Annotated in this window: 13 protein-coding genes and 1 pseudogene; all 14 read right to left on the reverse strand. The window is 58.9% G+C overall.

From position 1 onward, the window contains the following. Positions 1-5: 5 nt before the first annotated feature. Positions 6-321: pseudogene (locus ACM5SV_RS22310) on the reverse strand (glycosyl transferase); the annotation flags it as partial. Positions 322-349: 28 nt separating this feature from the next. Further along, the gene (locus ACM5SV_RS22315) at positions 350-1,303 is read right to left on the reverse strand and encodes an NAD-dependent epimerase/dehydratase family protein (RefSeq protein WP_012758588.1); all 954 of its coding nucleotides are present in this window, start codon (positions 1,301-1,303) and stop codon (positions 350-352) included. 840 nt (positions 1,304-2,143) lie between these two features. After that, entirely contained in the window at positions 2,144-3,520 is a 1,377-nt protein-coding gene (locus ACM5SV_RS22320) for a DUF882 domain-containing protein (RefSeq protein ID WP_409936793.1), read from the reverse strand. Positions 3,521-3,982: 462 nt separating this feature from the next. After that, the gene (locus ACM5SV_RS22325; protein WP_017994903.1) at positions 3,983-4,345 is read right to left on the reverse strand and encodes a hypothetical protein; all 363 of its coding nucleotides are present in this window, start codon (positions 4,343-4,345) and stop codon (positions 3,983-3,985) included. Positions 4,346-4,750: 405 nt separating this feature from the next. Further along, positions 4,751-6,604 carry a TniQ family protein gene (locus ACM5SV_RS22330; protein ID WP_128408354.1) on the reverse strand — a complete coding sequence of 618 codons (1,854 nt, stop codon included), beginning with the start codon at positions 6,602-6,604 and terminating at the stop codon, positions 4,751-4,753. Between the two features lie 4 nt (positions 6,605-6,608). Next, on the reverse strand, positions 6,609-7,571 hold the full coding sequence (locus tag ACM5SV_RS22335; RefSeq protein ID WP_164903061.1) for an ATP-binding protein: 963 nt from the start codon (positions 7,569-7,571) through the stop codon (positions 6,609-6,611). Then, positions 7,571-8,173, reverse strand: a complete 603-nt coding sequence (locus ACM5SV_RS22340; RefSeq protein WP_419425397.1) for a hypothetical protein — start codon at positions 8,171-8,173, stop codon at positions 7,571-7,573. The genes ACM5SV_RS22335 and ACM5SV_RS22340 overlap by 1 nt, the downstream gene beginning before the upstream one ends. Further along, on the reverse strand, positions 8,170-9,708 hold the full coding sequence (locus ACM5SV_RS22345; protein ID WP_419425398.1) for a hypothetical protein: 1,539 nt from the start codon (positions 9,706-9,708) through the stop codon (positions 8,170-8,172). The genes ACM5SV_RS22340 and ACM5SV_RS22345 overlap by 4 nt, the downstream gene beginning before the upstream one ends. Positions 9,709-9,768: 60 nt before the next feature. Next, positions 9,769-9,975 carry a hypothetical protein gene (locus ACM5SV_RS22350; protein ID WP_128408357.1) on the reverse strand — a complete coding sequence of 69 codons (207 nt, stop codon included), beginning with the start codon at positions 9,973-9,975 and terminating at the stop codon, positions 9,769-9,771. A 14-nt stretch (positions 9,976-9,989) separates the two neighbouring features. Next, a complete protein-coding gene (locus ACM5SV_RS22355) occupies positions 9,990-10,862 on the reverse strand; it encodes a hypothetical protein (RefSeq protein WP_128409351.1) in 873 nt (290 codons plus the stop codon). 91 nt (positions 10,863-10,953) lie between these two features. Then, the gene (locus ACM5SV_RS22360; protein WP_419425399.1) at positions 10,954-11,211 is read right to left on the reverse strand and encodes a hypothetical protein; all 258 of its coding nucleotides are present in this window, start codon (positions 11,209-11,211) and stop codon (positions 10,954-10,956) included. A gap of 4 nt (positions 11,212-11,215) precedes the next feature. Beyond that, on the reverse strand, positions 11,216-11,572 hold the full coding sequence (locus ACM5SV_RS22365; protein ID WP_128409353.1) for a hypothetical protein: 357 nt from the start codon (positions 11,570-11,572) through the stop codon (positions 11,216-11,218). A 136-nt stretch (positions 11,573-11,708) separates the two neighbouring features. Further along, positions 11,709-12,041, reverse strand: a complete 333-nt coding sequence (locus ACM5SV_RS22370) for a hypothetical protein (RefSeq protein ID WP_128408358.1) — start codon at positions 12,039-12,041, stop codon at positions 11,709-11,711. Positions 12,042-12,069: 28 nt separating this feature from the next. Beyond that, positions 12,070-12,456, reverse strand: coding sequence for a hypothetical protein (locus ACM5SV_RS22375; protein WP_128408359.1), 387 nt, complete (start codon positions 12,454-12,456; stop codon positions 12,070-12,072). Positions 12,457-12,472 lie beyond the last annotated feature (16 nt).

The raw sequence follows: 12,472 nt of genomic DNA on the forward strand, positions 1-12,472 counted from the left end.
CGGCCGAGTGCCAGGTTCAGACGCCCTACCGCGCTCATGCCGATGCGCCTGCCGTGGGGCAGTTCCGGCTGTCGAGTACGGCACGCTCGGCGAGTGCCGCCGCCGTCTCAGGCCTTTCGATTAGGCTTGTCCTACGGGAAGACCATCCGACAGGAAGACCACGAGCCCATCGGAGACCAGGAGCGAAACGGCATCACGGTGAGAGGTGGCGAGATCAAGATAGTGAATCGATATGAGAAAACTTATATCCTTCAGATCGGACGGAAGTGGTTCCCGCATCATCACTCTCTCAATCACGTCGTGAACATACGCCATCTGCACCTGGGACGAGAATCTCGAAAGTCATAGTTTATTCCGCGGCGTGCCTCATTTGGTCCCTGAACCAGTCGAGAGTCATCGCCACGCCCTGTTCGTAGGTGATGTTGCACGACCATTCGGGCATGACATAGTGCGCATTGGTCAAATCAGGCCGTCTGTTCGTGGGGTCCTGCGGTGGTGACGGCTCGAAGACGATCGGCACGCCGCCAACGAGCCTGGAGACATATTGCGCGACCTCGAGAACCGAAATCTCGCGATCATTGCCGACGTTCAGAGGCCCCTTATAGTCGGTTTCATTTATCCAGAAATATCGCGCGAAACCATCGACAACGTCATCGACATAGCCCCAACTGCGTGACTGAAGACCGTCACCGAACACGGTAATCGGGCGACCCGAAAGCGCCTGGGTGATGAAGTTGGAGACCGCGCGCCCATCGTCGGAGCGTGTCCGGGGACCATAGATATTGAAGGGGCGAACGATCTTGACGTCGAGCCCTTGGGTACGCTGCATCTCGAACAGCAGCGACTCAGTGCACCTTTTGCTTTCGTCGTAGGACGAGCGCGGTCCGGTGCAGTCGACCTGACCCTTGTAGGATTCCGGCTGCGGCGACACCAGAGGATCGCCATAGACTTCGGAAGAGGAGGTGAAACCGAAACGTCCGCCCTTCTTCAGCAAGTCGAGCAACCGGAATGCCCCGAGAAGATTGGCGGAGATCGTTCTCTTCGGCTCCTTCATGTACCACGGCGGCGATGCGGGGGATGCAAGGTGATAGATTTCGTCGAACTTATCCGAGGTCTGCAGCGTCTCGACATCAGATTTCACGAAGTGGAAACGGGGGTCCCGGATGTGCGCGATATTTTCGAAAAGCCCGGTCCAGAGGTTGTCAACAACGACTAGCTTCTGGACGTCCTTCCTCAGCAAAAGTCGATCGCACAAGTGGGATCCGATGAAGCCAGCCCCGCCAGAAATCAATACGCTTTTCATTGCTTCGTGCCTCGTGACTTGAGATTAAGCTGTTTGCTTATTAGCATCACCTGTAATGCATGACAATTATTTAGAAGAGTTCTAAGAATTACTCACTTATTGATGTCAATTGTTAAAAGTAACCACTTTAAGGTGTTTCTGACGAGCTGCGCTCGACAACGAGCAGCCGGGCCGGACCGGATGCTACAGATGTTCGTCGCGCGATCATCGTGACCTGCCCAATCTCGACCATCCGTTCCATGAGACGGCCGCGACCATTTGCGGTTCGATCGGAGGAATCGGCATGGTATCGAGAACCTCTCCAACGAGTTCCGGATCCAGGGAGCTGAGGTTGCCTGTGGAAAGGAGGGTTCCGAATGTGTGTTATATTTTCGAAAGGTCCGGTGCAAAGATTGTCAACAACAGCCAGTTTCTGGGTATCATTTTCGAAGTAGAAATCGTCGCATAAATGCGATCCAATGAAGCTGACCCCGTTTCTCACATCGTTTCGCCTCGTTACTTGAGAATATATTATTGTTATTACAGCGATCGACAGTTTAGTATGGGCACGAAGTCCGGGGGTGGATCGGACTTTGGTCTGAATTTCGCGCGCGCGGAAACGTCGTCATAGAAGTCGACAGCGCTTCTGGTTCGGGACGCTTATCTCGGCTTCCCGCCATTCGTGGTGACGCTGGGCTTGCTGTCGATTGCCCGAGCCCGGCAGGCGTTACATCGAACAACCGTCGTCTGGCGCTGGGCAAGGGGCGCTTGGTTTTTCGAGATCGCAAAGCCGGTTCTCACCGGGTCGTTCTGGCGCGGCTGACCGGCTTCGTCCGGCGTATCAAGCCTTGATGATTGAGGTCAGCCCTCCGGGGGCGACGCAAACCGGCTCGCATCGAACAGGTCTGTCGCGGCGACCGGAATGATATCCTCACCTGACGTCGCGACATTGACCTCACGATGAACCGTGCGGGGGGAAACGCGAGGCGCGTTCAATCCCATTACTTCGCCGGGAGAATGCAGCGCCCATTTCATCAGCGCCGCGTCGGACGTCGATTCAAAGAAACTTGCTTCTTCCCAGGAAGCGGTCATGGGCAGAGAGGCGATCATATCAGCGCCCTGCTTGGAGGCCTGGTGTGCAACACGGAGGGGTTCGAAGCGGGCGTAGGCCGGCAATGCAGGCGCCGGCCTGTCCGGAAGGACATCAATTGGGCCGATCGACGCAGTCTCCAGTTTGTCATCTGCGCCCGCGTCGTGCTTGAGGGCGGGCGGGCGCATCGCCGGTATCGGAATCGGCAAAGATGAAACATCCCCCGCGGACCGTTTGTCGTCCCGCTCGACCGCGCCGGTTTGCAGCGCGAGCGCATTCAATGCTCGGCTTCTGGGCGCGGGCAGAAGCGCCGTCACGAGCTTATTGTCTATGGTGTCGCCGTTCGGCCTGGCCGACGCGCTCACGTCTTCGTCTTCTCCCGCGCTGCTGGCGATCTGGATCGAGGTGGGGCCGCCGCGCTTCTTGTAGTTTGCAACCGCCTGATTGTATCCCGGCAGCGGCCTGCCATCGGCCGGGAGATGGATCGTCTGCCCATTCGGGAATATTCGAGCGAGTTCCTGCCGGGACATGCGGGGCCAGGCCCTGACATTGCCGACATCGAGATGCACGAAGGGCGATCCCGAGGTAGGGTAATATCCGACACCGCCGACCTGCATCTGCATTGCAAGCGCACGCAGCGTCGAAAGCTTCACGCCGGGAACGTAGAAGTCCATCGCCTTGCCCAGCATGTGCTGGCTCTTCTTGGCGACGCCCGTGATGCGCGAGCGGTTGCGGAGCATGTTGTTGGTGGTGGGCGAACGATAGGCGGAGACGATGTGGATGTAGTCCTTGCCGCCGCTGCGCTTGTATACTTCCCAGACCAGGTCGAGCAGCCGGGGATCCATCCGGGTCGGCTCGTTCCTTCGCCAGTCGCGCAGAAACCGATTGATCTGGGAAAGACCCTTTGGATCGAACTTTCCGTCCCGCTTATAGGTAATCGTCGCCCTCTCGCCCGTATGGGTAAAGAACAGCTTCAGGGCCCGATCTTCCGCTGAGGCAAATGATGCAGAACCGACAAGTGCCGGCAGCGCAAACAGAGCCGGCAGAATGGTCTGCGCTGCGAAGCGTTCCGCACGCGACAGGAGCGTGGCAATTCCGCCCAGGGCTGCGCCCGATAATCCTTGCAGTGGATACTTCAACACGAACAATCCCGCCCACACCAAACACTCGACGAGGTGCGGGAACCTCCGCATCCATCACGCTCAGTAAAGCCAGCTTATGGTCAACAAATTGCTAACGAGCGGATGCGTATACTCGGCGAAGTGAGGATGCGCGTCATCACAAGCGCAATCGGACCCTACGCCCGCGAGAGGAGCGCATCGAGCGCATTCTGTGCTGCTCTGAAATCCCCGCCGCTCTGAAACGGTTACAACCGCTCCCAACCTTCAGTCTCCCGGAACACGCGACCTCAACTCCCGCCTAGCGGCTGACCAGAACATGCATCGACCTTAAACCCGGATCAATCAATAGGGCGGGCCAGTTGGGAATGAGGCATCCGATGCGCTGCTAACCGCCAGCCTCGTCGATCGGTGGAGACGCGACGCCTTGCCCAGAAATGCGTACCTCGGTCGGAACTGGAAAAGTTCGCTGAACAAACTCTGGCTATGTCCTTAGAAGTTTGGACTATCCTCATGGCCCTCCAACTCAGGACACCCCCTGATGTTGCCGAAACCGATCGTTCGCCGGTCGCCCGATTCATCCAGACCACTGAGCACGATGACATTGTCATCCTGCTGTATAATCTCGCTACGATAGATGCCGGCCCGAAGCGCCCGGTTTTTCGCCTGGCTTATGTTGCATTGCCCGGGCGGCGGAGTGACGTGCCAGTATCTCGTCCCTTGCCCATCCGAGTGCCATCCGCCCGAAGCTGCGAATGCTGACAGGCTGGATAGCAGTATCCCAGACGCCAATATTGCGCTGCCTAGAACCAGTTTCATGTAACCTCCGTAAGCTGCGGCAGGGCTGGTCTTCATTCTGCTTGTCCTGTTTTCAACCGACAGCCGGGTTTCCCATGGCGTCACCACATTAGGTGGCTCGCGCTAACACTGTGCTAACGCCCGCTTCGGCGGCAATTTCCGGATACTAAAAACAAAGGTTTTTTTCGACGCGGTTCGCCTTGTGCTACCGATGTCACCGCTCGGAGGAAGAGCAAGTAATAGTAGATCCGCGTAGGTTTGCACCTAAGAATGGTTCGCATCTTTAAAAATGAAGTATTTTCAATATTTTAGCGTTGTAGGTTTTGACTGATTTCGCTAACTTATCGTGTGTTCGCGGTAGGTATGCGCCTAAGTGTTCGCGATAGCTGTGAGCCTACAGCGCGGAAGCAAAAAAAAGCCCGCGCAAGCGGGCTTCGAGCGATGACGGTAGGGCGGATACTGCTAGCTGCGAGGTCTGAAGACTTCGATCGGAGCATCTATGATTTCGGATTTCCGATAGAAGCGGGTTCCTTTCGTGCCATCATAGATCGGCATGATCTCAACATCGGCAAGCTTATCGGCGACGGTTTGCGGGCTCGTTTCAAAGAACTCCGCCACCTCGCCAAGCCGCATGTGCTCGGCCATGAATGCATCCATCGAGGCGATCGTGACTACCGTCTGGCGTCGACCGTTGACCTGGTTGTTTACGGCAGTGGTTTCCAGGTATCCTCGCTTGATCAGGCACGGCATCGTCTCAGGTTTCACGCGCATATACCCGCACCCCTCGCGCTGGGTCATGACGGGTACGCCCACGACTTCACTCAAGCTCTTCCGGGTCTTCACGAAGAAGTCGATGCCCTTTCGGGCGTCGATCCGCAGGGCATCAATCCGCCCCCAGCCACCGGCAGCAGCCTCAGCTCCCTCAAACTCACCACTGATGATCGCTGATAGCATGTCTTCCGTGTTGCAGCCGGCAAGACGGCACACGGTCGTGATTGATTTAAGGGCGCTCACTCGCGGGGTCATAGTGACATTCGCGAACAGGCGCTTTTGGAACGCTTCAAGATCCTCACGGAGGATACGGGAGTACACGCGGATTCCATTTCGATTTTCGACACGCGGAAGCAATCCCTTGTCTAGGATCCTCGCCATCACTTCCTCGGTAACGCCAAGCATCTCCCTGGCCTCTCTGCTGTTCAGGGTGCGGCTCGCGGTCGTCAGGATCTCATGAGCCTTCGCTGCATCGAAGTAGATGCGCGCGTAGGGAAGTTCCGTCTCGTCGATCAACTTTGCGTCACGGAGGAGCTGGACCACACGATCCTCGAAGAGACCGTATTCGACGCTAGCCGACTTCACCGTGTGAAGGTATCTGTGACGGATTTTGAGAAAGCATGGTTCTCCGACAGCGTACGCTAGGGTTCGCTCGGCCACATCCTGGAAGAGCTCCACGATCTCGGCCATGTCCGCCCGCTCGACATTGCGCCGAACCCATGCGCCGAGTGATCCCAGCACCAGCTTGATCTGCGCCTTGTGCCGCTCGGCTTCAAGGATCCGGGTGGCGACCTCCCGGATACGTTGCTCTCCCTGGCGCGCAACGTAATACCCGATCTCTCTGGCGGGAGCAGCGCGCAAGTGACGCGGGACCTCGGCAAGCGCGTATTTGTGGCGCTTAACGAAGCTACCGAAGTATGTGCAGAGATCGATCGTCAAATGGGTTTCAAAGCGATCGAGATATGGTTCGTTCGACTGCCCATTAATGCGGTCTGCAACATACAGGTCGAGACCCATGTGAGGCTGCCCAACTTCCTCTGCCGCCTGCAGCTCGATGATCTTCCTGTGGTGCATCGCAAATCGGCAGAAACTGTCGCCCACTTCGGGCGCGTCGGCAACCTCCACCAACGGCCTCTGGTGGAGCGTACAACTGCGGATCGAGCGGGTTGCCCATGTGGCCCGCACATATGGACGTGCGACAGGCCGGCCGCGCCCGCTTTCCCAGTCAGCCACGACACACTTTGGGCAATACCGGAAGCGATTGCCCTCGCGAGCTTCTCGTTTGAAAACAGCCGCTCCCATTGACCAATGGAGCTTCCGCGGCCGTGGTGCGCTGAACCGGCTCAAGCAGTCTGGATCCTCTCCGGACCAGTATGCCAGACGGGAAACAGGTTCGGATTCCCCTCGCTCCAGTGCCTTCTGCTCGATGGCGGTCATCGTGAAAAACATGCGGTTCGTGGGAAAGCCGTTTGCCGCGCTGAGACGGTCGGCGTAACTCCCGGGAATTTCGTCGGAGTGAAATGCGACAGGAACAGGCAACGTCATTGAGTTATTCCTCCTCCATGGCCCCGAGCGATTTCCTGGGCTCGATGTCGCGGAAATTCGGGGCGATGAAGATGTTGTCTTGTCGAGAGCACCCACTCGATGCCTCGTACTGCTGCCCGAAGTGGGAGATGGTGAGCACGGCCTTCCCGCGCGCACGAGCGCGAAAGCTTGCTTCCTGGGTAGTCTCGATCATCGTGCCCCAGGCGCCCTTGGTTGCATGGCAAAGTCGCTCCAGGAATTCACCATCTTTCAGCTCAGATGCGAGATCGAGACCGCAGCCTTCGACCGCTACTGCCCGGATTACCCTTTCGATCCATTCGGCATCTTCGGAGAAGTTCATCCGATGGAAGGGGATGACCTTCGTTCGTCGTCCAACCTGATCATCATCGCGCAATCGCTCGATGCGGGGCATCCCGCTGCAGATGACATGAAGTGGCCAGTCCTCCGTATCGAGCAACTGCTTGAGGAGATCCTGCGCGGCCTCGAACGCCGCGGTCGTGTTGGACCGAACGGTATGCTGGAGTTCATCCAGATAAATGATCTTGATCTGCCGCTGCTTGATCTGGTCCAGAAAAAACCTTGTCAGCTCTCCCTCGTTCTTGCCTTCAAAGGGAAGCTTCATGGCTTTTAGGAGCTCAACGATGATGTCGCGCGTCAGGGATTTTTTCGGCAGCTTGGCGCCGATGACGGGCTGGATAAGTTCGCCGTATTCATCAACCCTCGGCTGGAGTTCCGGAACCTTCGAAAGCGCGTGCCTGAATCCGGTCGTCTTGCCGGTGCCGGCCGGCCCAGTGATGAAGTAGCCGCGACGGGGCGAGGCAGCCCCGGCCTCGAAGTCCGAGATGTTCTCCAGGATGTAGGCTAACGCGTCATCGATATCCTGGTCGAGTGGGTTCTCGATATGGGTTTTGCGGACGCGCACCCGCAGGTCGCGCAGGAGATTGTTGCTGGCAGCAATCATGGTCATCAGTCGTCCCATTTGTTGCGGTTGAATTTCGAATTCTTTTCGGCCGGCATCGGCGCGGGCTCGAGATGCGCGGGCCGCGTCCGGGCAACCGTTCCGCCACGCATGTCGTCCGGCGGCGGCAGCACAGGCACATCCGGCTTAATGGGTGCGCCGGAAACAGGAGGGACAGCGAAGTTGCGGTAGAGCATGCGACGCTGCTTCTCGAGCTTTGCGGCCGTAGGAGCGATCGGATCGAGACCGGCGCGCAGTGTCGCGGCCTTGCCGTTCTCGCGGTTCTTGAGGATGTAGTCCCGGATGGCGACGTAGTTCTCGGCAGTCTCGGCGCGGTTCTGCGCGAGGTCTTCCTTGCGGGCCTCCGCCCACTCGCGCTCGGTCATGTCCGCCGGAAGGTCGATCTTGTTCTCCACCTCCACCCAGCCGCCGTCGTTGCCCTTTACGAGGATACTGTTGAGGTAGCTCAGGTCCGAGATGATCTCGAACGGCTTCTGCCCACGTTCCATGTGCTGCTCGACGAGCCAATCGCTGTTGTACGGGATTCCGTACTTCACGATCCCGTAGTTGCCGATCGTGGCCGTGTCCGGCTTGCCGAAGGCCCTGATCAATTCCTCCCGGTGTGGCGGCGCATCCAGCCGTAGCCTTCCATTGCCTCCACCAGCACATTGTGAGGACTACGTCCCCCGAGGGAGCTGTGTTCCTTGATGTTGTAGTAGTCGCAGATGCCGTGAATGATGATTTCGGCGAACTCCTCCGCCGCCAGCGAGGCGTGAAGCTTCGGATCGTAATCTCCCTTCTCGGCGATGCTGCGGAAGGTGCGTCCATGGTAGAACTGCGTGAACATCGGCCCGATCGTATGAAACAGGCTCTCGATGTGGGGGCGCTTTTTCGGGTTTCCCGTTTCCGGCCGCGTCGGTTCGACGCCAAGCGCGCGGAAGGCGTCGACCGTCTCCTCGGCGAGGAAAGCGGAGCCGTGGTCCATGTAGGCTGTGCCGTGCGGCTTGACCTTCCCGAGCCATGGGATCTGAGCGCCAAGATAATCGGAAATGTGCGTCTTGTCGGTCATGACCAGCCGCAGCGTGTCCAGTGCCGCCTGCGCATTGGGGGACGGCGCCACCTTGGCGGCCAAGACATAGCGGGTGGCGACATCGACGACCACGACAACCCAAAGCCTGATTTTCTTCAGGATCTTGAGTTGCTCTTCGGTGGCCGTGGAAAGCATCCCGGCTGACGCCCAGATCGTCATCAGGTCAGTCTTGACCTCGTCGATTTCGATCCGCTGTCCGAGCAGGGTCTCATCGTGCATTCTGAGGTTCGGCGCAAAGTGCTTGCGGGCGGCTTCTGGACCCTCGCGCTGCGCCATCACGTCGAAAGCCGCGAAGGATTCGATGATCTCGTAGAATTTCGTCTTCCCGAACGTGTGGAACTGAAGCTTGCCCGCGGCCTTGCGGGCCTCATTTTCCTTGTGCACAGCAGCCTTGTAGCCCTCGTAGACGTCGGTCTTCCGAGGCTTGAGTGGCGACATGAAGTTCCGCGCTTCGAGTACCGCAAAGTCGAGTGACTCCGCGGTGAACGTCAGGGTCTTTCGTCCGGGGCCCGTGTGTCTTGGGAGGATGGCGAGGATGTTGCGATTATATTTCACCCACTCCTTGTAGAGGCGGTTGAACGTCGAAACGCTGGGAGCACTGATCCCCTTCAGCGTGTCTGAACGAACTGGCCCGAGCAGCTTTCTCCAGTGAGGGTCGATCCAGGACTGAAAGTCCTGGCTTGAACGGCTGACGTGGCCGGAAAGTAAGCACTCTTCATCGTATTTCTTGAACAGGCGCTCGCGAAGCCGGGCGATGCGCTGCACCTTTTCCTCAAACTCGTTGAACTTCCGTCCGCTGAAAAGAAGCTCGAGGAATTGTAGCTCGCGCGTGTTGCCTCCATATTCAATCCGCGCTGTTTCCGCGTCGACGCGCTCGTTGATGTCCGAGTGCGTCAGGAAGATCGTCCGGTCAGGATGCTCTTCAAGATAGAATTCATAGCCGTCGAGGCGACGCCCTGCAGGCACAAAGGCCTCGGTTCCGATGCGAAGAATATCCTCGCTGCCAAGCATGGGCACGGGATGTCGCAAGACCTTGGGAAGAGGGTAGTAGTCCAAGAGAGAATCCTGACAAACGGGATAGAATAAATGAGTCGTGGGACGCGCCTCAGCGATCGCCTACGGGGGCGGGTATTCCGCCCGGAGGGTTCCGTTGGCCAATCCCTCGGTGATCTGCTCGTTGGTCAGGAAGAGAGCCCGTGAGGGCTGCTCCTGGTGCTGGAGGCGGATGCCACTGGGAGACATCGCGAGGAGGTAGTACCGCTCCTTTTCGAACGTAAACTGTTGGTCAGGATGGAACGCCATCGCAGGTTTCGTCCGGCTCATGAGTATCTCCTCCCTCAGCCGCAGAGACCGGTAGCGCCGCCAGCAGGCGCGTGACCGAGCCAGGTAAGTTCCGTGATCTTCTCGCCCGTGATCGAGAACAGAAAACCGGTGTCAATCAGCCGCCAGATCGCGACGCGCCGCCGTTCGACCGACGGGCAATTCTTCAGCAGGGAGCCGAACCGGAACCAGCCGTGGAGGGTGCCGACAACGCCCATCAACTCGTCGACGTCGTCCTCATCGTGGTATTCGCGCGACCACCGGATCATGTGCGCGTTCTCCGCGGCTTCGATGGTGCCATACAGTTCCGTGCGCAGCACGATGTCATCTACCTGCTGCGAGGACGAGTGCGCCTCGATGCGCTTGATCAAGGCCTCCATCTCCTCGCGCTTATGCTCATGCTTGATGATGATCGCCTGCCGTGACCCGTCGTCGTAGATGACGAACAGGTCTGCCGTGTGCTGGCGCAGTTTTCCGTCGTCGTCGAGGTATTGAAAGACGGGGAACTGCGAGTGCAGTGCGGCGACGTCGTTGCGGACCTGGAGCCGGAGTGACACTCGATGTTCGAGTTCGCTTTCATGGTAGACGATGACGTCGCGATGGTACGTCCAGCCGCGTGCCGTCTTCATGTTCTTCAGCGGCGGAACTCGGGTCGCCAGGCCGTGCGTCCGGTCGTGGATGACGCGGCGGAGCCCCGGCGCCAGCGAAGGACGGTTCTCGGGGGCGAGGACAAGACGCCCCTCGGGAAGGCGCACGGTGCTGCGGAGCGCAGGATCCTGCATTCCGGTCACACGCTGTTCGCGGCTGCGGCGGCGACGATCCAGGAAGCCGAGACCTGCGCGGCGTCGTGCGATCTTGCGTGCGACTGAACGTGAATGGATGACTGACATGGCATTTCCTTTCATGCATGGCGACGGCTGCGGTCGCGTTGAGCTGTATCGATGGAGGTTTTCGCCGGGGCCGAGGTCCCGGCGGTTTTCGTCAGGGCGTTTCACCTTCCGGTTTGGAGAGGTCGACAGTGACGAGTGCGGGCGCCAGACTCCGGATGTTGGTTCGCTGTCCCTTGGGAAGCGATTTCCAGAGACCAGCAGCGCGGAGCGCTCGAGGCATGTCCCATCGAACCTGCTCCAATCCGTCTGGCAGGACTTGAAGCAGGCTGGATTCGATCAGGCCCGGTCGCGAGGTCTTCAGGGAAAGGGCCGAGCGGCCATTCGCGCGTGACGCGATGTGCTTTTTCATGGGATCACCACTCCCGCAGGATGTTCGCGGAGCCTGTAATCTCGCGCATCACATCGTCTGCCGTGCTGCCTCGGAGACGAAGCGCGGAGGGCCGTTGCGGTCCGCCGACATTGTCATGAGGCAGCACGAACTTGCGACGGCTGAGACGGACAGCATTGCGGAATTCGGTGAAGCTGCAGTGGCGCAACCCAAGGCGCTGGCACTCGTCCTTCATCGCAAGATAGCGGGACGAGAGCTCCTCGAAGCGATTTGCACGAATGCAGCGACGCGCGAACGTCCGGTGGAGGCAGGCCTCTTCCGAGCTGTAGGGGCGCTGCGCCGTGGGGCTCTGATGGGTCGGAACGGAACTGGTGGTCTTCATGGCAGGCTCCTTTGGATGAGTTCGGGACGTGCGGAGCCACTCCCCGATGCGATCGGGGTTGCGGCAGTCTTAGAACGGGGTTCGTCCGGCGGGGTCGACGCGGGTTGAGTGCTACGACGTTGGAAGTTGGAAGCTGTTAGGGAAGCGTCTGGCCTTCGAAGCCCTCCGGCGAAATGTCACCTGCGCCGAGCGTCTCCAGGAAGAGGCTGTAGGGCACAAGCTTCAGCTTCGGCGCGGCGATCGAAGTGAGTTGCGCGTTCATGTTTTCGACTGCCTCTGCCATGACGCTCCAGACCTGCCACTCCTCGCCGGGGAAGTCTTCGGCGGTGCGAACTGCCTCATCGAGTATCGCGAATTCGAGCTCGATATATTCCTTGGGGCGGCCCGCCTCGGAGACGTCAATCGACGGCGAACACTTGGTGGGGAGCGCAGCCTGGCTCAGCAGGAAGGCGAGTTTCTTGAGGTTCATGATGGCAGTCCTTTTCTTCGGTGTCGAGTTAGATGCAGGTCGATTGGTCGGTGAAGCGCTCCGCACCTTTCAGCATCTGGAAGCGGGTGAGGCCGCTCCCGTAGCGCATGTGGTCGACGACGACGCTTGGCAGGCTGAGCACGAGATGGCGGAACATCGACGCGGAAGGTCGCCGGGACACGAGGCCGCTGCGGCGTTCGTCCTCGTCGAGCATCGCGCATAGAGTTTGATAGAGTTTGCGGATGCTCGGACGCGTGGGATGCGCATAGGCAAGCGCCACGGCGCGAAAAAGCGCCAACTCGTTGTCAGAGAACTCGCTGCGATTGGGTTGGGACAACCAGATGCTGATCTTGACGCTCATGAATTCCGGCATCAGGTTGCCTGAATTTGGGCACGGCTTTTCGTTCTGCGGCATGGCGCAGTTCCTTTCC

The sequence above is a fragment of the Rhizobium sp. CRRU65 genome (genome assembly GCF_048551595.1).
GTDB lineage: Bacteria > Pseudomonadota > Alphaproteobacteria > Rhizobiales > Rhizobiaceae > Rhizobium > Rhizobium leguminosarum_J.

Coding starts and splice junctions, on each gene's coding strand:
- ACM5SV_RS22315 (WP_012758588.1), bottom strand. CDS start 1,303: ATGAAAAGCGTATTGATTTCTGGCGGGGCTGGCTTCATCGGATCCCAC.
- ACM5SV_RS22325 (WP_017994903.1), bottom strand. CDS start 4,345: ATGAAGACCAGCCCTGCCGCAGCTTACGGAGGTTACATGAAACTGGTT.
- ACM5SV_RS22330 (WP_128408354.1), bottom strand. CDS start 6,604: ATGACGTTGCCTGTTCCTGTCGCATTTCACTCCGACGAAATTCCCGGG.
- ACM5SV_RS22335 (WP_164903061.1), bottom strand. CDS start 7,571: ATGACCATGATTGCTGCCAGCAACAATCTCCTGCGCGACCTGCGGGTG.
- ACM5SV_RS22350 (WP_128408357.1), bottom strand. CDS start 9,975: ATGAGCCGGACGAAACCTGCGATGGCGTTCCATCCTGACCAACAGTTT.
- ACM5SV_RS22355 (WP_128409351.1), bottom strand. CDS start 10,862: ATGTCAGTCATCCATTCACGTTCAGTCGCACGCAAGATCGCACGACGC.
- ACM5SV_RS22360 (WP_419425399.1), bottom strand. CDS start 11,211: ATGAAAAAGCACATCGCGTCACGCGCGAATGGCCGCTCGGCCCTTTCC.
- ACM5SV_RS22365 (WP_128409353.1), bottom strand. CDS start 11,572: ATGAAGACCACCAGTTCCGTTCCGACCCATCAGAGCCCCACGGCGCAG.
- ACM5SV_RS22370 (WP_128408358.1), bottom strand. CDS start 12,041: ATGAACCTCAAGAAACTCGCCTTCCTGCTGAGCCAGGCTGCGCTCCCC.
- ACM5SV_RS22375 (WP_128408359.1), bottom strand. CDS start 12,456: ATGCCGCAGAACGAAAAGCCGTGCCCAAATTCAGGCAACCTGATGCCG.